We start from the raw sequence: 22736 nt of genomic DNA, 5'->3' as shown, positions 1-22736 counted from the left end.
AACCACCAACTGCACAGCCTCTGCCCGAAACTGCGCACTAAACCGCCGACGCTTCTCGGTCATAAACAGATCCTCCTCGCTCCAGAGCACCTGTCCAACAACCTCGATACACCTCAGGGGTGGGTGGAGCTGCGTAGCGGCCGCGGGTGAGGAGCGGAGCGGCTGCGTAGCCCGCGTGGGCTGACTGCAGTCGCCGCCACCACGTGGCCTGTGCTCGGAACGGCACGGAACGGCGCAGGGCGGGCAAGGCTGCACAATACGGCCTGGGGTCGGGGTGGGAGTGGTCGATCGCGCGGTAGCGCGCACTCGCCGGCGGCAGCCGGCAGGTCGTCGGCGATAGCCGACAAACCCCCGCGATAGCGGGAAAGGATGCTCCGGGCGATAAGCCCGGGGGTGGGTGGGGAGCGGGCGTAGCTGGCGCGGTGAGGAGCGGAGCGACGAACGGAGCGCCTGCGTAGGCCGCGGGGCTGACGGCATTCGCCGCAACCACGTGTCCTGTGCCCGGGACGGGATTCGAACCCGTATGCCTGTTAGGGCCGCGAGGTTTAAGCTCGCTGCGTCTGCCGTTCCGCCACCCGGGCTTCGGACTGAGGGTACAAGCTATTGGTAGTTCTTCCGCGGGTAGACGGCGTGGGCGCCGGCGACGCGGTCGAGGAAGAGTTTGCCGTTGCAGTGGTCGATCTCGTGCTGGAGCGCCCGAGCCTCGAAGGCGTCGGTCGTGATGGTGACAGAATCCGTAGTCCCAGGCAGTACGCCGCGAACGGTCAGCCGGGTCGCCCGTTTGACGTCGCCGGTGAAGTCCGGGACGGACATGCACCCCTCACGAGCCTTCTCATTCCGAGAAGCCTCGACCACGACCGCGTTGCAGAGAACGAAGACACCGTGACACGTGCGGGTTTTCGGGTGACCGCTCACATCCAGCGAGAACATCTGCGCCGCCACACCAACCTGCGGCGCCGCCAGCCCGACGCACCCGGGAGAGACCCGCATAGTCGCCACCAGATCCGCCGCCAACTGAATCATCGAAGGATCGAGCGGATCCACCGAAGCGCCCTCAGTGGCCAGCACAGGATGCGGAGCGCGGACGACCTCCAGGACCTGGCCTTCGACATCCAGCAGCTTGGGTGACCAGGAGGAGATCACAGGTCGTCGCTCTCCGCCGGGCGCAGGGTGACGCCGACGCCGAGCTCCTCGGCGGTGATCTCGAGCGCGCGGTCCAGCATCTCCAGCTCGGCAGACGGCGGCAGCTCGACCTCGGCGGTCAGCACGTACAGCCCGCCGCTCAGCCGCGTCGCCAGGTCCGTGATCGTCCCGCCGGCCGCGGCGATCATCCGCGTCACCGCCGCCACGATCCCCGGCCGGTCGGCGCCGTGCACGCTCAGCATGTACGGCGCACCGATCGGCGCGTGTTCGTGCTCGGGACCCATCGTCCGCACCGTGATGACCAGCTCGCCCTGCAGCGGCTCCAGCGCCGACTCGACCTCGTCGATCGGCCCGGCGCAGACGATCATCATCGCGAAATGGCCGCGCAGCAGCGTCATGGTGGTGTCCTCGAGGTTGACCCCGGTACCGACCAGGGCCCCGGTGACGTCCGCGATGATGCCCGGGCGGTCCGGGCCGATGACGGTGACAGCGAGCTGACTCATGCCCGGCAACCTACCGTTGACCTAAGTACCGCAAGAAAGCGACTTCGGTATCCGGACGGCCGTCAAGCCGCCGGAGAACGCTTACGCGCCGCTACATTCGAACCATGAAGGAGCTCTTCCGGCGGAGTACGCGCGACTGGATCGTGGACAGCATCGTCTTCGTCGTCGCGGTCTTCGCAGGGTTCCTGCTGTACGACGAGGGCAGCAAAGACCCGATCAGCCCCGGCCTCCTCGCGATCGACTTCTACGTCGGAATGGCGCTCTGCCTCACGCTCTGGTTCCGCCGCCGCTGGCCGCTCCAACTGGCGATCATCGGCGCCGCCGTCTCGACCTTCTCGGACACCGCCGGGGTGGCCGCCCTGATCCTGATCCTCACCGTGGCGATCCATCGGCCGCTGCGGACGACCGTGCTGGTCTTCGGCGTGAACGCGATCAGCCTGGCCGTCTACGTCCAGATCAGGGACAAGCCGGACGATCCCACGGCCGTCGTGATCGCAGCGATCTCCGTGTACGTCGCAGTGGCCGGCTGGGGCCTCTACGTCCGATCCCGCCGCCAGCTCCTGCAGACGTTGCGCGACCGCGCCGATCGCGCCGAGGCGGTCGCGCGACTCGAGGCCGAGCGCGGCCAGCTCCGCGCCCGCGAGGAGATCGCCCGCGAGATGCACGACGTACTCGGGCATCGGCTGTCCCTGCTCAGTGTGCACGCCGGTGCGCTCGCGTACCGCCAGGACGCGTCCGCTGACGAGGTCGCCGGCGCCGCCGAGATCATCCGGGCGAGCGCGCACCAGGCGCTGCAGGATCTCCGCGAGGTCATCGGCGTACTGCGAGCGCCTGTCGGCGAACTCCCGCAGCCGGCGTTCTCCGACCTGCCCGCACTCATCGACGGCTCCCGCGAGGCCGGCATCCCCGTCGACCTGACCCTCGACGCACCCGGCGCGATGCCCGAGCACGTCGGGCGTACGGCGTACCGCATCGTCCAGGAAGGCCTCACGAACGCGGTCAAGCACGCTCCCGGCGAACCGGTGACGATCAGCGTGACCGGTGCCCCCGGCAACGGATTGTCGGTGGAGCTGCGCAACCCGGCGCCCAACCGCAGACGAGGAGATGGCCAAGGTTTGAAGGGACTGAGCGAACGCGCCGCCCTGGTCGAAGGCCGGATCGAACACGGCCGCACCCCCGAAGGCGACTTCCGCCTCTACGCCTGGCTACCGTGGCCCGCATGACCATTCGGGTGCTGATCGTCGACGACGATCCGTTGTTGCGGGCCGGGCTGAAGTTGATGCTGGGTGGCGCGCAGGACATTCGCGTGGTCGGCGAGGCCGGCGACGGTTCCGGCGTACAGACGCTGATCGATCGGCTCGCGCCGGACGTGATCCTGATGGACATCCGGATGCCCGGCACCGACGGCCTGACCGCGACCGAGACGGTACGGCGCCGTCCGGGCGCGCCCGAGGTCGTCATCCTGACCACGTTCGACGCCGACGAGCACGTACTCCGGGCGCTCCGCGCCGGCGCGGCAGGCTTCGTCCTGAAGGACACCCCGCCGGGCGAGATCGTCGAGTCGGTACGCCGGGTCGCGGCCGGCCAGCCAGTCCTCTCGCCGGCCGTCACCAAGCGTCTCATCACCCGTGTCGCCGACTCCGGCACGGACAGCCGGAAGGCCAAGGCCGTCGCCAGGCTCAAGGACCTGAACGACCGCGAACGCGAGATCGCCGTCGCCGTGGGGGAGGGAAAGTCGAACGCCGAGATCAGCGCGACGCTCTACCTCAGCGTGCCGACCGTGAAGACCCACGTGTCCCGCATCCTCACCAAGCTCGACCTGAACAACCGCGTCCAGATCGCGTTGCTGGTGCACGACGCGGATCTGCTGAACGAATGAAGAAGGCCGGCCCCCGGCGAGTCGAGGGCCGGCCGATCAGGTTTACGACTGTTTACGACTGCGTGGCCCGGCGGAACTCCTCGTTCGGAGTCTGCAGGCTGCCGAGGCTGGTGACCTCGCGGCGGAAGAACAGCGCCAGCGTCCAGTCGAGGATGACGCGGGCCTTCCGGTTGAAGGTCGGGACGCGGGACACGTGGTACGTCCGGTGCAGGAACCAGGCCAGCCAGCCCTTCACCTTCACGCCGTACAGCTGGGCGACGCCCTTGTGCAGACCGAGGCTCGCGACCGAGCCGACGTACTTGTGCCGGTAGTCCTGCGGCGGCTGACCGTCGACCACCCGGAGGATGTTCGCGGCGAGCTGGTGTGCCTGGCGGACGGCGTGCTGCGCGTTCGGGGCGCAGAAGGCGCCGGTCTCGCTGGTCAGGTCCGGTACGGCGGCGTTGTCGCCGGCGGTCCAGGCGTCGTCGAGGCCCTCGATCCGCAGGTTCGGCAGGGTCTTGATCCGGCCCTTCTCGTCCAGCGGGAAGTCGGTCGCGGCGAGCGCCGGGTTCGCCTTCACGCCGGCGGTCCAGACGATCGTGTCGGCGTCGAACTCCTCGCCGTCGCTGAGGATCACGTGGCCCTTCTCGCAGGACTCCAGCCGGGTCTCGAGCTTGATGTCCATATTGCGCTTGCGGAGCTCGTCCACGGTGTACTTGCCCAGGTCTTCACCGACCTCGGGCAGGATCCGTCCGGTGGCCTCGACCAGGACCCAGCGCATGTCCTCGGGCTTGATGTTGTCGTAGTAGCGGGTGGCGTAGCGGGCCATGTCCTCGAGCTCGGCGAACGCCTCGACACCGGCGTACCCGCCGCCGATGAAGACGAACGTCAGCGCGGACTTGCGCAGCGCCGGGTCGGGCTGCGACGACGCGACGTCGAGCCGGTCCAGGACCTTGTTGCGCAGCGCGATCGCTTCCTCGACGTTCTTGAACCCGGTGGCCTCGTCGGCCAGGCCGGGGATCGGCAGGGTACGGGCGATCGAGCCGAGCGCGACGACGATCTGGTCGTAGGCGAGCTCGTACTCCGGGCCCTCCTCGGGCATCACCTTGGCGACCTTGTGCGCGTGGTCGATGCCGGTCACGCGGCCGGTCACCACCCGGCAGCCCTTGAGGGTCTTGCGCAGCGGTACGACGACGTGCCGCGGCTCCACCGATCCGGCCGCCGCTTCGGGCAGGAACGGCTGGTAGGTCATCACCGACCGCGGGTCGACCACGGTCACGCGGATCCGGCCCTTACGGGCGGCGCGGCGCAGGCCGTACGCGGTGTACATCCCGACGTAACCGCCTCCGACGACGAGGATGTGCGGCACCTGGGCTGTCATGCGGTTCACTCTCCCTGAGTGGTTCTCCGACTTCATGTTAACTTCAACGCTAAGGGCTCGTGAAAGATTTCACAAACCCCCGGAGGAGTGATCTCACCCACCGAACAGCTACTCGGACTCACCCTCGAGAGCGAGGCGATACCCACTCGGAGTACGGAGCAGGAGGCGGCGATAGGTCCACCCCGGAGCAGGGTCGTTCTGCTCGAGTTCGAAGTCGAGGCCGGCCTCCTTGCAGCGGGCGATCGCCGCGTCCACGTCGGACACCGCGATCTGCCAGGTGAGCACACTCGGCGGATCGTTCTCCGCCTCCGCCTGCTGGATCCCGAAATGGATCGTGTCCGTGCCGAACGCGATGAAGTCCGGGTACTCCGATCCCTCGTAGATCACAGGTAGTCCGAGCTTCTCGTAGAAGGCGCGCTCGGCCGCAAGATCGGACACGTTGAGAACGGGAGCCAAACGCGTGAACAGCGGGTCGGTAGCCACAGCTACCAGCGTCCTCTACGTCGTGGCGAGGCGGAAGACGGAAACGTGCGAGGGGGAGTCGGCGGTGAACGCCGTGCTCGACCAGTCGGCGTGGCGGGACTCCAGGGTGAAGCCGGCGAGTTGGGCCATCAGGTCCAGTTCGGCCGGCCAGATGTAGCGGTGGGGGGAGCGGAAGAGCTCGGCCTGGGTTCCTTCGCCGAAGTGGAAGTGGTGGGAGACGACGTGTTGTTTCAGTACGTCGTACGTGTCCAGGAGGATGTAGCCGGGGTCCGCGATGCCGACGGTGGCCGGGGTGCCGGGTGGGAGGCGGCGGAGTTCGGGGACCCAGAGTTCGATGACGAAGCGGCCGCCGGGGGAGAGGTGGCGGGCGGCGTTGCGGAAGCAGGCGACCTGCTCTTCCTGGGTGAGCAGGTTGGAGATCGTGTTGTAGACCAGGTAAACCAGGCTGAACTCGCCCGGCACCCTGACCGCGGACATGTCGCCCACGACCACGGGGATCGCGGTCTCGTCGGCCTTCGTGCGGAGTTCCGCGAGCATCGCCGTGGACAGCTCGATCCCACTCACCGGCACCCCTCGCGCCGCCAGCGGTACGGCGACCCGCCCGGTGCCGATCGCGAACTCCAGCGCCCGCCCACCATCCGCGAGCTCGGCCAACCGATCCACGGTCGGCCCGAGTACGTCGGCCGCGAACATCCCGGTCCCGGGAGTGTCGTACCGCTTCGCCACCTCCGCGTTCCAGAGCTGCGTGCCATGGGTCCACTGCATGACATCCTCGGCGCCGTCTTCCCCGGTCTTGTGGAAGCCGAGGCGGTCGTAGAGCCGCCGAGCATCGGGATTGTCGCGTTCGACGTGGAGTTCCAGCGGTACGCCGCGACCGGCCGCCTCGGCCTGCAGTTCGGTGATGATCGCAGTACCGATGCCGCGGTTCTGCACGTCCGGATGGAGCTGGATGCCGTTCAGCTCGACGGCTTCCGGCGTACGGCTGACGCGCAGGCGCCCGACCCGCTGTCCGTCGAGCTCGATCACGCTGAGATCGGTGGCAGGGTCGTCGATCGACTCGCGGCTCCACTCCTCGAAGCCGCCACGCCAGTCGGCCTCGTCGAAGTCCGGCGCCAGCCGACCTTGGGCACGGGTGGCGGTGAGGGTCACGTCAGCGAGGAACTCGACGTCCGCGAGCGAGGCTTCCCGGATTCGGTACATGCCGACGAACCTACGCAGGCACTCGGACCGCAGCCACAGGTTATTCGCCCACCTCGCCGTCGGTGGCTTCGCGGAGGAGGTCCAGGTGGCCGAGATGGCGGGCTGTCTCCTCGATGATGTGCGCCACGGCGTACCGGAGGTTGAAGCTCATGTCCTCCGAGCGGGCCACGTCGTCGAAGGACGCGGCAGCGGTGATCTCGCGAGAACGTGCGCACTCAGCCCGGTACGCCGAGAGAATCGACTCGACCGTGTCGCCCGGCACGATCGGGAAGCCGCCGTGCGGATCCTCCTCGCTCCACGGCCACTCGAGATCGAGCCCGCCGAAGTCGATCGAGAACCAGAACCGCTCGACCGCGGTCAGGTGTTTGACGATGCCGGCCGGGGTCAGCGCGGACGGATCGACGGGCCGGGCGAACGCTTGCTCCTCGGTCAGGCCGCTGAGTTTCAGTTCGACGGTGGAGCGCAGGAAGTCGAGCAGGCCGGTGAACGTACTGCGTTCGTCGGCGTCCTCCGGTGGCCGGGTACGGGTGATCTCGGGCATCCGCCAACGGTAGGCGCGACAGAGTTCCGCGAGAAGGGTTGATCGGGACAGGTGAAGTGCGCATGAATAGGGGTGTGGAGAGTTACCGCACGCCCGTCCTGACGGCCTCGCTGCTCGCGCCCCCGGCGGTTTGTGCGCTGCTGACCCCGTTCCGCGAGCATTTCGACAACGCCAACGCGGCCCTGCTGCTGGTCGTCGTGATCGTTGCCGTCGCCGTGTTCGGCATCCGGCTCGCCGGTGTGCTCGCGGCCATCTCCAGCGCGGTCTGGTTCGACTTCTTCCTGACCGTCCCGTACGACAGCTTCACGATCAACAGCAGCAACGACGTCGAGCAGGCCGTCCTGCTGCTGGTGATCGGGATCGCGGTCACCCAGATCGCGATCTGGGGCCGGAGGCAACAAGCCAACGCGTCCCGGCGCCGGGGTTACCTGGACGGCGTGATCACCACCTCGCAAGCGGTTGCCGCCGGTGGCTCCACCGACGACCTGATCGACCAGGTCCGCACCGAGCTGACCGCCCTGCTGGGGATCGACGGCGCCAAGTTCGTTGCCGGCAGCAAGCAGACCACGGCGCCGCGGCTGAACCCGGACGGCTCGGTCACCCGCGGATCCCATGTCCTGAAGGTCGAGCGTGACGGCCTGCCGACGAACGCCGAGATCGAGCTGACCGTCCAGCACGCCGGCGAGACCCGCGGCCGCTTCCTCCTCACCGCCGCCACCCGCATCGCCCGCCCCGACCTCGAACAACGCCTGGTCGCCGTGGCCCTGGCCGACCAGGTCGGCGCCGCCCTGTCCACCCAGGAAGCCCTCCACCCCCATATCTGACCCCCGATCCGGCCTGCGGGAGCAAGGCGTCCCGGGTGGCCGCCGGTCCCGGCGTCGCGCCTGCCCATACGGGCGCGACGCCGTCAGACCGTGAGGACCAGCTTCCCCGTCGCGCGGCCGGTCTCACTCAACTCGTGGGCCTTCGCCGCATGCTCGAGCGGGAACACCTGCTCGACCGAGACGCGCAACGCGCCGGCGTCCACCAGGCCCGCGATCTCATCCAGGTCCTCGGTCGTCGGCGCCATCCGGAACTCGTCGTACCGGATCCCGCGGGCGGCAGCCTTCGCCCGGACCTCGGCGCGGTCCGGCCCGGTCCCACGGACGTCGAGCAGGATTCCGTCCGGGGTCAGTACGTCGAGAGACCGTACGGCGTACTCGGCCCCGATCGGATCCAGTACGACGTCCACGTCCCGGACCGCCGTCGTGAAGTCGGTCGTGGTGTAGTCGATCAGCTCGTCCGCGCCGAGGCCGCGAAGGAAGTCGTGCTTCGAGGCGCGTGCCGTCCCGATCACGTGAGCGCCGCGGTACTTGGCGATCTGTACGGCGAGGTGCCCGACGCCTCCTGCCGCGGCATGGATCAGGACCCGGTCACCCGGCCCGATCTTCGCGATGCCGGCCAACGGCTGGTACGCCGTGAGCCCGGCGGTGGGCAGTGCCGCCGCGTGCACCCAATCGACCGTGGACGGCTTGCGGGCAAGGCCATCCAGGCTCGCGACGGTGAACTCGGCGTACGCACCGCGCGGCGGATAGACGACGCCGTACACCTCTTCGCCGGTGTCCTCGCGGGTGCCGGCGAAGTCGAGGCCGAGAACGAACGGGGGCGGCCCGAAGCGGGGGAGCAGACCGGAGCGGATCTTCCAGTCGCTCGGGTTCACCCCGGCCGCGCGGACCCGGACCAGGGCCTCGCCGTGGCCCGCTTCGGGGCGTTCCAGTTCGGCGAGCTCGAGGACGCCGGGATCACCGAACGTGTACTGCGTGATGGCGTTCGACGACTGGTGAAGACCTACGGGCGTGACTGCCCGTCACGGACCGTCATCGACGTACTGGCGAACAAATGGGCCCTGTACGTCCTCGGTGCGCTGCGGCGCTTCAATCGCCCGCTGCGCTTCAACGAGCTCCGCCGGCTGCTCGACGGCGTCACTCAGAAGATGCTGACCCAGACACTCCGCACCCTGGAGCGGGACGGTCTGGTCACCCGGACGCTCTATCCGGCGGTCCCGGTCCGAGTCGAGTACACGCTCACTCCGCTGGGGGTCGAAGCCGGTCGGCTGACCTCCGCGATCGCCGAATGGTCCGTCGCCCACGCCCACCAGATCCACGCCTCCCGCGCCGATTACGACGGTCGCGAGCAGTAATTCGATAGCGAAGCGATTGGATTGCGCAACCGGTTGTTTTGAAGGGATTTCGGTTGCGGAACAGCCGCGCGATTCTCAGATGTTGTTCAGGATGGGACCGTAGTATTTCGATACGGCCCCGGAAGTGGGTCATCAGGAGGAAATGATGCAGAGCAGTAACCCGGTGCTGAACCGGTCGAGTGCGTTTGCGCCTGGCCAGGGCCAGGCCTATCCGGGGGCCGCTCCGTACGGTCAGCCGAGCCCCTACGGCGGGTCGGGTATGCCGCCGCAGCAGTACCAAGGCGCTCCGGCCGCCAGCCGCCCCATGACGATGGACGACGTGATCGTCCGCACCGCCGCCACCCTGGGTGTCGTCGCCGTGGTCGCGGCGATCGCCTGGAAGACGATCCCGGACACCGTGGTCGGCCCGACGTTCCTGGCCGGTGCCCTGGTCGCGTTCGCGATCGCGATGGTGCTGTCGTTCTCCCGCCGGGTGAACCCGGTGCTGTTGATGATCTACGCCGCGGCCGAGGGTGTGTTCCTCGGGATCGGCTCCAAGTTCATCGCCAACTGGGTCGGTGATTCCGGCATCATCGTGCAGGCCGTGCTGGCCACGATGGTGACCGCCGGTCTGACGCTGGCGACGTACAAGTACTTCGCGATCAAGGTGACGCCGAAGTTCACCCGGATGGTCATCATCGGCACGATGGGTTTCGCCGGCGTGCTGGTGATCAACCTGCTGCTGAGCCTGTTCGGCGTGCAGACCGGGATCAGCGGCTTCGGCCCGATGGGCCTGCTGTTCGCGGCGCTCGGCGCCGGTCTCGCGGTGTTCAACCTGATCCTCGACTTCGACATGATCGAGCAGGGCGTCCGCCACGGCGCCCCGCAGAGCGAGGCCTGGCGGGCCGCGTTCGGCCTGACCGTCACCCTGGTCTGGCTGTACTGGAACATTCTGCGCATCCTCGCGATCCTCCGCGGCGGCGACTGAACCGCGGCGGCACGACAGCCGTAATGTCTTCAGGAGGGCCGGTTCAGGTGGACCGGCCCTCCTGGCATTTCCGGACGCAGTCCGTCCGGTTCCAGCTCTACTGTGGTCCCCATGACCACCGAATGGCGGCACCTCAACGGCACCCTGACCACGTGGTACGACGCTCCCTCGCACGCCGCCGGCGCCGCGCTGGTCGAGCGCCTCGCCCCCGGCGCCGAGGTCGACCTCCGGGCGAATGGTCTGCGCCTGCGGACCGACACCGAGGAGTCCGCCCGAGACATCTCGAAGGCGGCCGGAGAACTGGGCCTGACCGCTGATCCGAGCGTGCTGCAGCAGGTCAACCTCGCCTTCGAGGCGACCGACCCGGCCGCGGTGACTGACTTCTGGCGTACGGCGATGGGCTACGAGGCCTCGTCCACCGGCCTCCAGGACCCACTCGACCGTGACCCGTCGGTCGAGGTCCGCCCGCTGCCGGATCCCCGTCCGCTCCGCAATCGCATCCACGTCGACGTCGTACGTCCGTCCTATGCGGTGGACGCGGCCCGGGCTGCGATCGGCCAGCAGCCGTACGGCGCGTGGGGCGTCGCGCTGGCGGATCCCGAAGGCAACGAGGTCGACCTGGTCCCGGGGGACGAACTGTCGCCGGATGCCGACGACTGGTGGGCCAACTTCGCTGCGATGGTCTTCTACCCGACGACCTCACCCGCCCAGGCGATCCGTCTGACCTCCGCCGTCGCGCAACTCGCCGATGATGCAGGCATTCCGCTGGAGATCGACCTGCGACCGACCGGGGTGACGATCGACGGCAGCAAGGACCAGTGGGAGGACGACATGCCGAACGGCGGCCCGGCCTTCGTCGAGCTGGCGCAGCGCATCCAGGCTGCCGCGCACGACCTCGGACTCACGCCGGACCCGCGCCCGCTGCGGTTCGTCCAGTTCGGCATCGATGCGGTCGACGGGGATGCACTCAGCACGTTCTGGCGGACCGTGCTCGGCTACCAGCCTGATCCGCGCGAGCAGGTGTCCGACATCTACGATCCGCGTCGGCTGAACCCGGTCCTGTTCTTCCAGCAGCTGGACGCGAACGACGAGCGCACCAAGCAGCGCAATCGCATCCGCTTCGAGCTCGTGGTGCCTGACCCTCAGGCGCGTATCGACGCGGCCCTGTCCGCGGGCGGGCGGATCCTCGAGCAGACCCCGCAGCACTGTCTGATCAGCGACCCGGAGGGTAACGAGCTCGACATACGATGAGGGTCATGCGATTCGCGATCAAGACCTCGCCCCAGAACACTCAATGGGCCGACATGCTCGCAGTCTGGCAAGCGGCCGACGAGATCGAACTGTTCGAGTCCGGCTGGACCTTCGATCACTTCTATCCCATCCACTCCGATTCGAGCGGTCCGTGCCTGGAAGGGTGGGTGACGCTGACCGCGCTCGCGCAGGCGACCAAGCGGCTCCGGATGGGCACGCTCGTCAGCGGGATCCACTACCGGCACCCGGCGCTGCTCGCGAACATGGCCGCGACCCTCGACATCGTCTCCGGTGGCCGGCTGGAGATCGGCATCGGCGCCGGCTGGAACGAAGAGGAGTCGGGTGCGTACGGCATGCAGCTCGGCTCGCTGAAGGAGCGCAGCGACCGGTTCGAGGAGGCCTGCGAGGTGCTCGTCGGCCTGCTCACGCAGGAGACCACGACGTTTCACGGCGAGCACTACCAGTTCACGGACGCCCGCTGCGAGCCGAAGGGTGTGCAGAAGCCGCATCCGCCGATCTGCATCGGCGGCAGCGGCGAGAAGCGGACCCTGCGGACGACGGCGAAGTACGCCCAGCACTGGAACTTCGGCGGCGGCACGCCGGAGGAGTTCGCCCACAAGCGGGACGTGCTGTACGCACACTGCGCGGACATCGGTCGCGATCCGAGCGAGATCACGCTGTCGTCACACGTCCGGCTCGGGCCTGACGGCGACTACGCCAAGGTCGCCGCGGAGGCCGAGGCTTTCGGCGCGGTCGGGCTCGACCTGGCCATCGTGTACCTGCCGCCGCCGCACACTCCGGCCGTCCTCGAGCCGCTGGCGAAGGCCCTCACACCGCTCGCCTGACCGGGAACGTGAAAGACCTGCCCCTCCACCTGAAAGGGCAGGTCTTTTCGTTGTCTCCTTTGCGGCTCAGCCCATTCGCCGGTGCGCTTTGACCAGGTCGAACTCGTGAACGATGGCGGTCGCGTGCCCGTGCGCGAGTTCGTACTCGCTGGAGAGCCACCGCACTCTGTCGTCGAAGCGCAGGAACGACGGTCCGTCGTTCATCAGCTGGAACCACTCGGCCATCTGGCGTCCGGTGCACCTGGGCACGGCCTCCACCAAACGCTGGTGTGTCTCCTCGGAGTGGTTCAAGCCCATCTTCGCCTCCCGTCATCGGGGTACCGCGTAGTTATCGACTGTGCACCACTCGGCCGCCCGGAGGCAAGACTCCCGACATGAAAGGTGTCGCTCAGCGGACGCACAAACCAAACTCAAAACATCTCATCCCACCCCCATCATCAGAGCAGCTCTGATGATGGGGGTGGGATGAGATGGGACTATTGACCGACAGGGACTGTCTCGGCTTGGTCTTTCGAGTTCTCGTCCACCCGGTCGACGTCGGCCTTCGGGTGCCGGCGGCGGTGCCGCAGCTCCGCCCAGCGACCGCGCGGACCGCGCTCCCGGCCGGCGACCTCGGTGGCAGCCACCTCGGTGCCCGCCTTCCGGGCGGCCTGTACGGCGGCTTCCGCGATCGGCAGGATCGCCTCGCCGCGGAACGGCTCCGGATGCACGAACGACTCCGGCCCGACGCCCATCGCAGCCGCCACCGACGGCAGCAGTGCGGCGGACGCGGCGGCGTACCCCGTGGCCGACGGGTGGAAGTTGTCCCGGCCCCACATCGCCGGGTTGGTGCGGAACACCTCGCCGAGCAGCGACCCGAGCGACACGGTACGGCCGCCTGCTTCGACCACTGCGATGGTCTGAGCGGCGGCCAGCCGGTGGCTCCAGGACCGGGCGACCTGCCGCAGCGGCGGCATGATCGTCCGGACCACACCGAGGTCGGGGCAGGTGCCCACCACCACCTCACAGTTCGCGGCGCGCAACCGGCGGACAGCGGTGGAGAGCAGCCGGACCGAGGTCGACGGCGGCATCTTCGCCTTCACGTCGTTGACGCCGATCAGGATGACCGCGATATGCGGGCCGGTCTGCAGAGCGGCGTCGACCTGGGCGGCCAGATCGCTGGACTTCGCGCCGGTCTTCGACACGTCGACCAGCCGCACCGGGCGTTTGGCCAGCTCGGCCAGACCGGAGGCGAGCATCACCCCGGGCGTCTCGTCCGGCGACTCGGTGCCGTAACCGGCCGCGCTCGAGTCGCCGATCATCGCGAACGTGATCGGAAGTCCTGGATACCGGCCGTACAGACCGTCGCCCGGAGTGGGGTAGTACCTCGTCGGTCCGATCACGCGTTTCGCGTACTCGGCCTCAGCGGTCAGTACGCCGTAGAACGTGGCACCGATGAGCCCGAGTCCCCCGCCCCCGAAGGCTGCGGCCTGGGCCAGCTTCTTGGCTGCCCTGGCTCTACTCATGAGTCCAGGATTACACGGTGTTACGACGATGCAAGTGAAAATAGGGCAATGGGGTCGGTATCACTACAGTAAAGATCGTGCGCTACGCAGAATCACTCCTGGACCTGGTCGGCAACACCCCGCTGGTGCGGTTGTCGAAGACAACAGACGGCGCGAAGCCGCTCGTGCTCGCGAAGGTTGAGTACTTCAACCCCGGCGGCTCGGTGAAGGACCGCATCGCGGTCCGGATGATCGAGGCCGCGGAGGCCTCGGGCGAGCTGAAGCCCGGCGGCACGATCGTCGAGCCGACCTCCGGCAATACCGGCGTCGGGCTGGCGATGGTTGCCCAGCAGAAGGGCTACCAGTGCGTCTTCGTCTGCCCGGACAAGGTCAGCGAGGACAAGCGCAACGTGCTGAAGGCGTACGGCGCCGAGGTCGTGGTCTGCCCGACCGCGGTGGCGCCGGAGCACCCGGACTCGTACTACAACGTCTCCGACCGCCTGGTCCGCGAGATCGAGGGCGCCTGGAAGCCGAACCAGTACGCGAACCAGAACAACCCGCGCTCGCACTACGAGACCACCGGCCCGGAGCTCTGGGAGCAGACCGAGGGCAAGATCACCCACTTCGTCGCAGGCGTCGGCACCGGCGGGACGATCACCGGCACCGGCAAGTACCTCAAGGAGGTCTCCGGCGGCCGCGTCCAGATCATCGGCGCCGACCCGGAGGGCTCGGTGTACTCCGGTGGCACCGGCCGGCCGTACCTGGTCGAGGGTGTCGGTGAGGACTTCTGGCCGGAGACGTACGACCGCAACATCTGCGACCGCGTCATCGAGGTCTCCGACGCGGACTCGTTCGCGCTCACCCGGCGGCTCGCTCGCGAAGAGGCCATGCTCGTCGGCGGCTCCGCCGGCATGGCCGCCGCGGCGGCGATCCGGCTCGCGCATGAGCTCGACGACCCCGAAGCCGTCATCGTCGTACTGCTGCCCGACGGCGGCCGCGGCTACCTGACCAAGGTGTTCAACGACGACTGGCTGGCGCAGTACGGCTTCCTCGCGCACGCCCGCCAGGGCAAGACGCTCGGTGACGTGCTGGCCGGCAAGGACGGCAGCCTGCCGCCGCTGGTGCACACCCACCCGCACGAGACGATCGCCGAGGCGGTCGCGATCCTTCGCGAGTACGGCGTCTCGCAGATGCCGGTCGTCCGGGCCGAGCCGCCGGTGATGGCGGCCGAGGTGGCCGGCGCGGTGTCGGAGCGGACGCTGATGGACGCGCTGTACTCCGGCAAGGCGCGGCTGGCCGACATGGTCGAGGTGCACATGGACCCGGCGCTGCCCTCGCTGGGCGCCGGCGAACCGGTGACCAAGGCGGTCGAGCTGCTTGAGGATCGGGACGCCCTGATGGTGCTGGACGACGGCAAGCCGGTGGGCGTGCTGACCCGGCAGGACCTACTGGTCCACCTGTCCGCCGACTGAGAGTTAGCGGTCTACGACTGACGGGATGATGGCGATCAGTGCCGTGATCACGATGCCGATCACGATCACCGCCGCGCCTGCGATCTGAAGGATTTCCATGTCTCAAGAGTCCTTCAACCGGGCCGCTGAGACATCGGCCTCCGGATCGGTCTTTCCTTCATCCCAAGGTCGTACGTCGTGACCCCCGGACTCCTACTTCAGGAGTCCGGGCCATCACCTAAGGGACACTGCCCTAGTGGACGACGGCGAAGTCGCTCGGATCGAGCCGGCGGGTGCGGCGCCAGTACGACATCGTCCACTCCGGCCAGATGGTCGAGTTCCGCCCGGACGCGTCCAGGTACCAGCTGGTGCAGCCCGACTCCCAGACGGTTCCGCCGAGCTCACCCTGGATCGAGTCGACGAACTGTTCCTGCGCCTCCTCGCGGACCTCGACGTACGACGCGTTGCGCCGGCGGAGCAGGTGCAGGGCCTGCATCACGTACCGGACCTGTGCCTCGATCATGAACACCATCGAGGAGTGGCCGAGGACGGTGTTCGGGCCGACCAGCAGGAACAGGTTCGGGTAGCCGGAGACCGTGATGCCGAGGTGCGCGCCGATCCCGCTGCGCTTCCAGTGGTCGGCCAGGTCGACGCCGTCCTTGCCGAGGATCGGCATCCGGGTCAGGTTCGCCGAGACCGCGAACCCGGTGCCGTGCACGATCGTGTCGCAGGCCCGCTCGGTCCCGTCGGCGGTGACGACGCCGGTCGGGGTGATCCGCGCGATCGGGGTGGTGACGACGTCGACGTTCGGCCGGGTCAGCGCCGGGTAGTAGTCGTTCGAGATCAGCACGCGCTTACAGCCGATCTGGTAGTCCGGGGTCAGCTTCGCGCGGAGCTCGGGGTCGGTGACCTGTTTGTGCAGGTGCCGTTTCGCCTGTAGTTCAAGGCCTTTCATCAACTTCGGGTTGCCGGCGAACCCGGCGCCGCGGCCCTCGAGACCCCAGTAGATGACGTTGCGGATGGTCCGCTGGCCGGCCGGGAACCGCTCGTGCAGCTTGCGTTCCCAGCTGCCGATCGCCCGGTCCGGCTTGCCGGTGACCCACGGCGCGGTGCGCTGGTAGACATCGAGCTGCGCGACCTGCGGGGCGATCTGCGGCACGAACTGGATCGCCGACGCGCCGGTCCCGATGACGGCGACGTTGCGCCCGCGGAGGTCCGCCGAGTGATCCCATTGCGCCGAGTGGAACGTCGTACCCGCGAAGGAGTCGAGGCCGGGGATGTCCGGCAGCTTCGGCTCGTGCAGGCTGCCGACGCCGGTGACGAGCGCCTGGGTCTCGATGGTCTCGTCGCCGTTCACGGTCACGGTCCAGTGGCCGGTCGCCTCGTCGAAGGCGGCTTCGGTGACCTCGGCGCCGTACCGGATCTTGTCGGTGATCCCGTACTTGTCCGCGCAGTACCGCAGGTAGGCGAGGATCTCGTCCCACGGCGCGAACATCCGCGTCCAGCGCGGATTCTGCTCGAACGAGAACGAGTAGAGGTACGACGGGATGTCGCAGGCGCAGCCGGGATACGTGTTGTCCCGCCAGGTGCCGCCGAGATCGTCCGCCTTCTCGAGGATGACGAAGTCCTCACACCCGGCCTGCTTCAGCTTGATTCCCATGCACAACCCGGCGAACCCGGACCCGATGATGACGACCTCAGCCATACCGCCTGAGGTTACCGGCGGGTCACTGAAGCCGGTAGAGGGTCTCCCCGGCATTCGGTACGACGAACGTGTCCGGATCGGCCTCGTACGCCGCCAGGTCGAACTCCGCGGGGTCCAGATAGCCGAGGTTGGCCCCGAGTACGACGTCCTCCGGGATGCCGGTCGCGAGGGTGACCTGCACGCGGAGGTGCTCGCCGCTGGCGGGATCCCAGGTGCCGGCGCCGCGGAGGTGGGTGGAGTGCGCGAGGACGCCCCAGTGCAGGTCGCGGAAATGGTCCCACTGGCCGACGAAGTAGTCGCGGCAGTGGTACCCGATCTTCTCGATCTCCGGGTGCATCGCCGCCAGCTTCGTCACGTGCGGCGCGTAGAGGATGACCTCGCCGCCGTCCGCGACGATCGGCTCGACCTTGTAGAAGCCCTTGGCCGCGGTCCAGATATCGGCGTACTTCGGTGGCATCACCGACACGACCCGCTGGACCGGATGGTCGAGGTAGCGGACGTGGGTCCGCGCGGAGATCTCGGCCGCCGCCTGCCAGGACGATTCCGTGTCGCCGAACGCGACCGCGTGCAGGGCGTCGGTCCCTGACTGCGCGACCACGGACAGGGCGAGCTTCTCGGCCGGGATGAGCGAGGCAGCCTCGTTGATCAGGGCACGGACGGGCGTGATGCCCGGCGTACCGATGATGTTCGCGCTGGTGATCAGGGCGCCGAGCCAATGCGAGAAGTCGATCACCTCCTGGCCGGCGACGCCCGGGAAGAAGTACTTGTTGCCGCCGGAGAAGCCGACCACCTCGTGCGGGAAGACCGGGCCGACGACCAGCGCGATGTCGTGCTCGACGACGGCGCGGTTCAGCCGGACCGGGACCTCGTCGCGGAGCATCTCGTCGGAGATCTCGCCGACCCGCTCGGAGCTGATCGTGCCGAGGTCGACGAACGTGTCCGGCTTCCACCACTCGTGGTTGATCACATTCGGGTAGTCACCGCCGAGGTGCTTGCGCAACTGCTCCGGGGTCATCTCCGCATGGGTGCCCAGGGCAACCAAGATCGTGACCTGACTGCCCTGCAGGGCCTGCGTGACTGCCTTGAGGAGCAACGGCAGCGGGCAACTCCGGGTCGCGTCCGGGACGATCACGCAGACGCTGCGGCCCTCCAGACCCGCACCGGCGAGCGCCTCGCCGACGAACGTCGTCACCTCGTCCTCGGTCAGGACCTGGCCCGCACCACCGATCACCGCCGCATTCGTCACCCTCCGACCCTACCTACCTCCGATGTTGACCGGGGCAAAGGTCTCGGCGCATTCTCAGCGAGGGGAGTGGGGGAACTGCGAGATGAGACCAACGGGGTTCGGTGGCGTTCTGTTGCAGGCCGGGGACACGGAGTACGACGCGGCCCGCACGGTGTTCAACGCGATGGTCGACCGCAAGCCGGCGATGATCGCGCGGTGCGAGTCGGCCGCGGACGTGCAGGCGGCCGTGCGGTACGGCGTGGAGAACGAGCTCGAACTGGCCGTCCGCGCCGGCGGGCATGCGGTGACCGGGGCGGGGGTCTCGGACAGCGGAATGGTGCTGGATCTGCGGCGGATGAACAGCGTGCAGATCGATCCGTTCTCGCGGCTCGCGCGGGTGGGCGGCGGCGCGATCTGGCGGGACCTGGATCGCGCCGGGCAGCGGTACTGCCTGTTGACGACCGGTGCGCGGGTGCCGTCGGCCGGGGTGGCCGGGGTGACGCTCGGCGGCGGGTCGGGGTGGCTGGAGCGGAAGCTCGGGTTGTCGTCGGACGCACTGATCTCGGTCGAGCTCGTGACCGCGGACGGGCGGTTGCTGATCGCGGACGAAACGAAGAACACGGAGCTGTTCTGGGCACTGCACGGTGGCGGCGGGAACTTCGGAGTGGCGACCTCGCTGACGTTCCGGCTCACGCAGGTGGTGACGACGACGCTGGCGTTGCTGGTGTGGCCGATGGCGGCCGGGCCTTCGGTACTGCGTGCGTACCGCGATCTGCTGGAGGGTGCGCCGGAGGAGCTTGGCGGCGGCGTCATGTTTCTGACTGCGCCCCGGGCCGGGTATGTGCCAGAAGGCTTGCAGGGGCAGCCGGCTGTGCTCGCGGTCGCGGCGTACGCCGGTGGGGTGGACGAGGCGCGGGAGGTGTTCGCGCCGATGTACGCGCTGGCGCCGGAGGGACAGTTCATTGCAGAGCTGCCGTACGCCGACCTGCAGGCCGCGCTCGACAGTCCGGCCGGGTTCCGGAACTACTGCTCCGCGGAGCATCTCCGGGAGTTCCCGGATCCCGCCGTGCTCGCGTTCTGCGATCGTGCCCGGGAGATGATCACGCCGTCACCGTCACAGCAGGTCGTCCTGCCGTGGGGTGGCGCCGTACGGCGGTCTGCCGGGGATTGGCCGCAGGCGTACCGGGACGCTGAGTGGGTGGCGCATCCGTTCGGGGCGTGGGCGGATCCGTGTACGGACGCGCAGGCGATCCGGTGGGTGCGGGACGTGTGCACGGACCTCGAGCCGTGGTCGACCGGGCAGGTGTACCTGAACTTCATCGGGTACGAGGGGCAGGATCGCGTGGTCGCCGGATTCGGTGCGGCGAACTACGACCGGCTGGCCCGGGTGAAGTGCGAGTACGACCCCGAGAACGTGTTCCACCTCAACCAGAATATTGAACCTGGTTGGCGTTAGCCGTCGCGCGACGCCATTGCAGGGCGGCGATCACGGCGTACGCGATGCCGGCGAGCGGAACGGACCAGAGCCGGAAGAACGGGAGCCCGCCGGAGATCGCGGTGGCGGCGAAGACGACGGCGTAGACCGCGACACCGGCGATCGTGCCGCGTCGGCGGCTGTCGAGGGCGCTGCTGGGAAGCGGGCCCAGGTGGCGGTCGAGGGCGGTGCAGATCGCGCTCAGGGCGACGAGCGAGGTGACAATGAACAGGAAGCCGCCGGGGATCCCGCCGAAGACGATTGCGACCGCGTTGAGGAAGGTCAACGGCGCGAAGACGATCGCGATGTCGGCGGCGCCGAAGGTCAGGTGCTTGATCCGTCGTTTGCTCAGGTCGAGGTCGCCTGCCGTGCGGATCGGTCCGGGCTCGCCGCTCAGTCGCCGTACGGTCAGGATCAGGCCGGTCGCGATGACGATGAGGAGGAGTACGGCGAGGATCGAGAGGATGACGGTCCTCGACGTCGACATGTAGTGGCGGGATTCATCGCCGTACAGGCAGGTCGCCGTGGGCGGGAACCAGCTGGTGTGGACGGTGGTCGCGTCGGGGCCGAACTTGCGTGAGCAGTCCCGGGTCGGGTCGTACCAGCCCGGCTGGGACAAGGTCACCGCTGCCGTCCACACCAGGCCGCCGATCAGGCCCAGCCCCAGCACCCAACCAGCACGCCGCCTCACCCAGTCCACGCGCCCTACCCTCTCATTGGTGGACTCCTACCTCGCCCAGCTCCGTCGTGACGTCGGCTCCCGCCTGCTCCTGCTTCCCGGCGCACAGGTCCTCGCGGTGGACGCAACCGATCGCATCCTCTTCCAGAAAAGCCGAGACACCGGCCTCTGGGAACTCCCAGCCGGCGGCGCCGAACCAGGCGACAGCTTCCGCACCGCAGCAGCCCGAGAGTTCGCCGAGGAGACAGGCCTCGTGGTCGCTCCCGAGGATCTCGTCCCGTTCGCCAGCCTCTCCGAAGCCGATCTTCACACCCTCACCTACCCCAACGGCGACATCGTCCAGTGCTTCGCGCTCTGCTTCGAAACCCGTCACTGGACCGGCACACTCCGCCCGGGAGAGGACGAGGTCGTCGAGGCCGGCTTCTTCGCGACGCCGCCCGGTCCTTTGCATCCGCCGACCGAGGTGGTGCTCGGGTTGCACGCGGAATATCGGGAGACCGGGCGGTTCCAGGCGAGATAGCTTGGCGGGATGGTTGTGACCAAGGCAGATCTCGTCGACGGGTTGCGGCAGCTGGGGCTCGCGTCCGAGGTGATCGTGCATTCGTCGCTCAGTTCGTTCGGGTACGTCGACGGTGGGGCCGAGGCGGTCTGTGCGGCGTTGACCGAGGTGTGCGGGACCGTGCTGATGCCGGGTGGGACGTGGGATCTCACCGGGATCCCGGCGCCGCCGGGGCTGGTCCGGCCTGACAACGCCTACTGGAACGCGGCCGACTGGCCCGAGTTCGCCGAGAAGTTGTCGGCGGCAACCAGTTTCAGCGACGACCTGCCGATCGATCGCTGGCTCGGGCGGATTCCGGAGGTGTTCCGCCAGACCTACTCGACGCTGCGGACCTCGCACCCGCTCTTCGCCTACCAGGCTCTCGGCCCCGCGGCCGAGCGGCTCCTCGCAGCACAGCGCCCCGACTGGCCGCTCGGACCGATCGAGGCGCTCGACGGCGACGTACTCTTGCTCGGCGTCAGCCACACCTCCAACACCACGATCCACCTCGCCGAGCAGCACCTCGGCCGCTCGCTCTTCTACCGCTACGCGAAGAACGCCGACGGCCTCTGGATCGAGCTCCCGAACATCCCCGGCGAGAGCCACCACTTCGACGACATAGAGCCGGTACTGCGCTCCGCGACGAAGGAGATCCGCATCGGGCAGGCGCGCGTACGCCGAATCCCGAAGGACGCCGTACTCGCGGCGACCCGTCAACTGATCGAGGCCGACCCGACCGCCCTGCTCTGCACGGACAACCCGGAATGCCGCTGTGCAGCCGCCCTCCAGCAGTTGGTCAGCGTACGTCGATGAGGACCTTGCCGACGATGCTCCGCTCGACCGCGGCGTGTGCCTCGGCGGCCTGCTCGAGGGCGTAGTGATGCAACGGGAGCCCAGCCTCGGCTCCCACGCGTACGGCGCCGGCCCGGACCGCGGCGTCGATGTCGCCGAGCGCACGCGGACGCCACGACTCAGGAGCGTTGTACAGCAGGACGAACTGCCAGCGAGCATTCGGCACCATCGACGGGCGCACCGGTAGCTCGAACGTGTTGCCGCCGTCCGTCGCGTAGATCGCGACCGAGCCGTGCATCGCGATGATCGCGGCGTCGATCGTCGCGTTCGCCGCGGGGGACACCTCGACGATCGTGTTCACGCCGTGCGGCACGATCTCGCGGACCTCCTCGATCACGTCCTGCTGCTTGTAGTTGATGACGTGATCGGCGCCCGCGAGCGCGGCCAGGTTGCCCTTCTCCGGGCTGCTGACGGTGGTGATCACGGTCGCGTCCGACCACCGCGCGAGCTGGATCGCCGCGTTGCCGACCGCGCCGGCACCACCGGCAACCAGCACGGTACGACCGGCCAGCCTGCCCGGGCCGAGGTGATCGGGGCCGTCCTCGGTCACCGTCAGGCAGCGATGCGCGGTCAGGAACGGTACGCCGAGAGACGCGCCGAGGTCGTACGACGCTTCGTCCGGCAACTCCACCACGTGACGGATCGGCACCACGGCGTACTCCTGGGCCGTGCCGCCGGACGGTCGCTGGTACGCGGCCTCCCAGATCCAGACGCGGCGACCGATGAGCCCGGCGTCGACACCCTGGCCGACGGCGTCGACCTCGCCGGAGCCGTCCTGGTTCGGCACTTGGGGCGGGTCGACCGGCGTACCGGCCTCGCTGCCCCGGCGCGACTTCCAGTCGGTCGGGTTGATGCCCGACCGGTGGATCCGCACCCGCACTTCGCCGGGCCCCGGATCGGTCATCGACCGGTCCACGAGGGTCAGGACGTCAGGTTCACCGGTTCGCGAGTACTCGATCGCACGCACGCCACCGACG

Annotated in this window: 24 protein-coding genes and 1 tRNA gene; 11 read left to right on the top strand and 14 right to left on the bottom strand. The window is 68.5% G+C overall.

Annotation, left to right across the window (positions count from 1 at the left end):
• Positions 1–498 precede the first annotated feature (498 nt).
• The 3 genes from FDA38_RS35230 to FDA38_RS35220 all read right to left on the bottom strand — a co-directional run bounded on the left by FDA38_RS35230 (position 499) and on the right by FDA38_RS35220 (position 1646).
• A tRNA-Leu gene (locus tag FDA38_RS35230) sits at positions 499–581 on the bottom strand.
• A gap of 19 nt (positions 582–600) precedes the next feature.
• Entirely contained in the window at positions 601–1143 is a 543-nt protein-coding gene (def, locus tag FDA38_RS35225; protein ID WP_137258489.1) for a peptide deformylase, read from the bottom strand.
• Entirely contained in the window at positions 1140–1646 is a 507-nt protein-coding gene (locus FDA38_RS35220) for a glycine cleavage system protein R (RefSeq protein ID WP_137258488.1), read from the bottom strand. Before FDA38_RS35220 ends, def begins: the two co-directional genes overlap by 4 nt.
• A 104-nt stretch (positions 1647–1750) precedes the next feature.
• On the opposite strand from FDA38_RS35220, the gene FDA38_RS35215 reads away from it, so the two are divergent.
• On the top strand, positions 1751–2869 hold the full coding sequence (locus tag FDA38_RS35215) for a sensor histidine kinase (protein WP_137258487.1): 1119 nt from the start codon (positions 1751–1753) through the stop codon (positions 2867–2869).
• On the top strand, positions 2866–3525 hold the full coding sequence (locus FDA38_RS35210) for a response regulator (RefSeq protein WP_137258486.1): 660 nt from the start codon (positions 2866–2868) through the stop codon (positions 3523–3525). The genes FDA38_RS35215 and FDA38_RS35210 overlap by 4 nt, the downstream gene beginning before the upstream one ends.
• Positions 3526–3577: 52 nt before the next feature.
• On the opposite strand, the gene FDA38_RS35205 is transcribed toward FDA38_RS35210, so the two are convergent.
• The 4 genes from FDA38_RS35205 to FDA38_RS35190 all read right to left on the bottom strand — a co-directional run bounded on the left by FDA38_RS35205 (position 3578) and on the right by FDA38_RS35190 (position 7109).
• Positions 3578–4885: an NAD(P)/FAD-dependent oxidoreductase gene (locus FDA38_RS35205; protein ID WP_137258485.1), complete on the bottom strand. Its 1308-nt coding sequence runs from the start codon at positions 4883–4885 to the stop codon at positions 3578–3580.
• Between the two features lie 108 nt (positions 4886–4993).
• A complete protein-coding gene (locus FDA38_RS35200; RefSeq protein ID WP_170989975.1) occupies positions 4994–5323 on the bottom strand; it encodes a VOC family protein in 330 nt (109 codons plus the stop codon).
• Positions 5324–5383: 60 nt separating this feature from the next.
• Entirely contained in the window at positions 5384–6568 is a 1185-nt protein-coding gene (locus FDA38_RS35195; protein WP_137258483.1) for a GNAT family N-acetyltransferase, read from the bottom strand.
• A 40-nt stretch (positions 6569–6608) separates the two neighbouring features.
• Complete coding sequence (locus FDA38_RS35190; RefSeq protein WP_137258482.1) at positions 6609–7109, bottom strand: DinB family protein; 501 nt, start codon at positions 7107–7109, stop codon at positions 6609–6611.
• 62 nt (positions 7110–7171) lie between these two features.
• Between FDA38_RS35190 and FDA38_RS35185 the strand changes: the two genes are divergently transcribed.
• The gene (locus FDA38_RS35185) at positions 7172–7933 is read left to right on the top strand and encodes a DUF4118 domain-containing protein (protein ID WP_233715115.1); all 762 of its coding nucleotides are present in this window, start codon (positions 7172–7174) and stop codon (positions 7931–7933) included.
• A gap of 83 nt (positions 7934–8016) precedes the next feature.
• Here FDA38_RS35185 and FDA38_RS35180 read toward each other — a convergent pair whose 3' ends face one another.
• Complete coding sequence (locus FDA38_RS35180) at positions 8017–8808, bottom strand: NADP-dependent oxidoreductase (RefSeq protein WP_233715114.1); 792 nt, start codon at positions 8806–8808, stop codon at positions 8017–8019.
• A 33-nt stretch (positions 8809–8841) separates the two neighbouring features.
• On the opposite strand from FDA38_RS35180, the gene FDA38_RS35175 reads away from it, so the two are divergent.
• From FDA38_RS35175 to FDA38_RS35160, 4 genes are all read left to right on the top strand, one after another.
• Positions 8842–9288 carry a winged helix-turn-helix transcriptional regulator gene (locus FDA38_RS35175; RefSeq protein ID WP_233715113.1) on the top strand — a complete coding sequence of 149 codons (447 nt, stop codon included), beginning with the start codon at positions 8842–8844 and terminating at the stop codon, positions 9286–9288.
• Positions 9289–9433: 145 nt separating this feature from the next.
• Complete coding sequence (locus tag FDA38_RS35170) at positions 9434–10255, top strand: Bax inhibitor-1/YccA family protein (RefSeq protein WP_137258480.1); 822 nt, start codon at positions 9434–9436, stop codon at positions 10253–10255.
• 111 nt (positions 10256–10366) lie between these two features.
• Positions 10367–11506, top strand: a complete 1140-nt coding sequence (locus tag FDA38_RS35165) for a VOC family protein (protein WP_137258479.1) — start codon at positions 10367–10369, stop codon at positions 11504–11506.
• Between the two features lie 5 nt (positions 11507–11511).
• Positions 11512–12351, top strand: a complete 840-nt coding sequence (locus tag FDA38_RS35160; RefSeq protein WP_170989974.1) for an LLM class F420-dependent oxidoreductase — start codon at positions 11512–11514, stop codon at positions 12349–12351.
• Between the two features lie 66 nt (positions 12352–12417).
• On the opposite strand, the gene FDA38_RS35155 is transcribed toward FDA38_RS35160, so the two are convergent.
• Together FDA38_RS35155 and FDA38_RS35150 are read right to left on the bottom strand one after the other, a co-directional pair.
• The gene (locus tag FDA38_RS35155) at positions 12418–12648 is read right to left on the bottom strand and encodes a DUF4287 domain-containing protein (protein WP_137258477.1); all 231 of its coding nucleotides are present in this window, start codon (positions 12646–12648) and stop codon (positions 12418–12420) included.
• A gap of 179 nt (positions 12649–12827) precedes the next feature.
• Entirely contained in the window at positions 12828–13856 is a 1029-nt protein-coding gene (locus FDA38_RS35150) for an SGNH/GDSL hydrolase family protein (protein ID WP_137258476.1), read from the bottom strand.
• Positions 13857–13933: 77 nt separating this feature from the next.
• Between FDA38_RS35150 and FDA38_RS35145 the strand changes: the two genes are divergently transcribed.
• The gene (locus tag FDA38_RS35145) at positions 13934–15307 is read left to right on the top strand and encodes a cystathionine beta-synthase (protein ID WP_137258475.1); all 1374 of its coding nucleotides are present in this window, start codon (positions 13934–13936) and stop codon (positions 15305–15307) included.
• 232 nt (positions 15308–15539) lie between these two features.
• Here the strand turns inward: FDA38_RS35145 and FDA38_RS35140 are convergent, their stop codons facing one another.
• Complete coding sequence (locus FDA38_RS35140) at positions 15540–16991, bottom strand: flavin-containing monooxygenase (protein ID WP_137258474.1); 1452 nt, start codon at positions 16989–16991, stop codon at positions 15540–15542.
• 22 nt (positions 16992–17013) lie between these two features.
• The gene (locus tag FDA38_RS35135; protein WP_202877983.1) at positions 17014–18237 is read right to left on the bottom strand and encodes a lactate racemase domain-containing protein; all 1224 of its coding nucleotides are present in this window, start codon (positions 18235–18237) and stop codon (positions 17014–17016) included.
• A gap of 82 nt (positions 18238–18319) precedes the next feature.
• Between FDA38_RS35135 and FDA38_RS35130 the strand changes: the two genes are divergently transcribed.
• Complete coding sequence (locus tag FDA38_RS35130; protein ID WP_137258473.1) at positions 18320–19672, top strand: FAD-binding oxidoreductase; 1353 nt, start codon at positions 18320–18322, stop codon at positions 19670–19672.
• Here the strand turns inward: FDA38_RS35130 and FDA38_RS35125 are convergent.
• Complete coding sequence (locus FDA38_RS35125) at positions 19641–20390, bottom strand: hypothetical protein (protein ID WP_170989949.1); 750 nt, start codon at positions 20388–20390, stop codon at positions 19641–19643. The genes FDA38_RS35130 and FDA38_RS35125 overlap by 32 nt on opposite strands.
• Positions 20391–20409: 19 nt before the next feature.
• On the opposite strand from FDA38_RS35125, the gene FDA38_RS35120 reads away from it, so the two are divergent.
• Positions 20410–20889 (top strand): NUDIX domain-containing protein, encoded by a 480-nt coding sequence (locus FDA38_RS35120; protein WP_233715111.1) that lies wholly within the window; start codon positions 20410–20412, stop codon positions 20887–20889.
• Between the two features lie 9 nt (positions 20890–20898).
• On the top strand, positions 20899–21720 hold the full coding sequence (locus FDA38_RS35115; RefSeq protein WP_137258471.1) for an AAC(3) family N-acetyltransferase: 822 nt from the start codon (positions 20899–20901) through the stop codon (positions 21718–21720).
• Here the strand turns inward: FDA38_RS35115 and FDA38_RS35110 are convergent.
• Complete coding sequence (locus FDA38_RS35110; RefSeq protein ID WP_137258470.1) at positions 21704–22726, bottom strand: NADPH:quinone reductase; 1023 nt, start codon at positions 22724–22726, stop codon at positions 21704–21706. The two genes, FDA38_RS35115 and FDA38_RS35110, sit on opposite strands and share 17 nt — an antisense overlap.
• Between the last annotated feature and the right edge of the window lie 10 nt (positions 22727–22736).

It is taken from the genome of Kribbella jiaozuonensis, assembly GCF_005233875.1.
Classification (GTDB): domain Bacteria; phylum Actinomycetota; class Actinomycetes; order Propionibacteriales; family Kribbellaceae; genus Kribbella; species Kribbella jiaozuonensis.
The sequence above is the reverse complement of the archived record's forward strand: the minus strand, read 5'-3'. Positions and strand labels throughout refer to the sequence as shown.

Bases quoted from the DNA above. Each gene is read 5' to 3' on its own strand.
- FDA38_RS35170 (WP_137258480.1), top strand. From the start codon at position 9,434: ATGCAGAGCAGTAACCCGGTGCTGAACCGGTCGAGTGCGTTTGCGCCT.
- FDA38_RS35155 (WP_137258477.1), bottom strand. From the start codon at position 12,648: ATGGGCTTGAACCACTCCGAGGAGACACACCAGCGTTTGGTGGAGGCC.
- FDA38_RS35185 (WP_233715115.1), top strand. From the start codon at position 7,172: ATGAATAGGGGTGTGGAGAGTTACCGCACGCCCGTCCTGACGGCCTCG.
- FDA38_RS35165 (WP_137258479.1), top strand. From the start codon at position 10,367: ATGACCACCGAATGGCGGCACCTCAACGGCACCCTGACCACGTGGTAC.
- FDA38_RS35205 (WP_137258485.1), bottom strand. From the start codon at position 4,885: ATGACAGCCCAGGTGCCGCACATCCTCGTCGTCGGAGGCGGTTACGTC.
- FDA38_RS35115 (WP_137258471.1), top strand. From the start codon at position 20,899: ATGGTTGTGACCAAGGCAGATCTCGTCGACGGGTTGCGGCAGCTGGGG.
- FDA38_RS35210 (WP_137258486.1), top strand. From the start codon at position 2,866: ATGACCATTCGGGTGCTGATCGTCGACGACGATCCGTTGTTGCGGGCC.
- FDA38_RS35220 (WP_137258488.1), bottom strand. From the start codon at position 1,646: ATGAGTCAGCTCGCTGTCACCGTCATCGGCCCGGACCGCCCGGGCATC.
- FDA38_RS35130 (WP_137258473.1), top strand. From the start codon at position 18,320: ATGAGACCAACGGGGTTCGGTGGCGTTCTGTTGCAGGCCGGGGACACG.
- FDA38_RS35195 (WP_137258483.1), bottom strand. From the start codon at position 6,568: ATGTACCGAATCCGGGAAGCCTCGCTCGCGGACGTCGAGTTCCTCGCT.
- FDA38_RS35160 (WP_170989974.1), top strand. From the start codon at position 11,512: ATGCGATTCGCGATCAAGACCTCGCCCCAGAACACTCAATGGGCCGAC.
- FDA38_RS35215 (WP_137258487.1), top strand. From the start codon at position 1,751: ATGAAGGAGCTCTTCCGGCGGAGTACGCGCGACTGGATCGTGGACAGC.
- FDA38_RS35190 (WP_137258482.1), bottom strand. From the start codon at position 7,109: ATGCCCGAGATCACCCGTACCCGGCCACCGGAGGACGCCGACGAACGC.
- FDA38_RS35140 (WP_137258474.1), bottom strand. From the start codon at position 16,991: ATGGCTGAGGTCGTCATCATCGGGTCCGGGTTCGCCGGGTTGTGCATG.
- FDA38_RS35150 (WP_137258476.1), bottom strand. From the start codon at position 13,856: ATGAGTAGAGCCAGGGCAGCCAAGAAGCTGGCCCAGGCCGCAGCCTTC.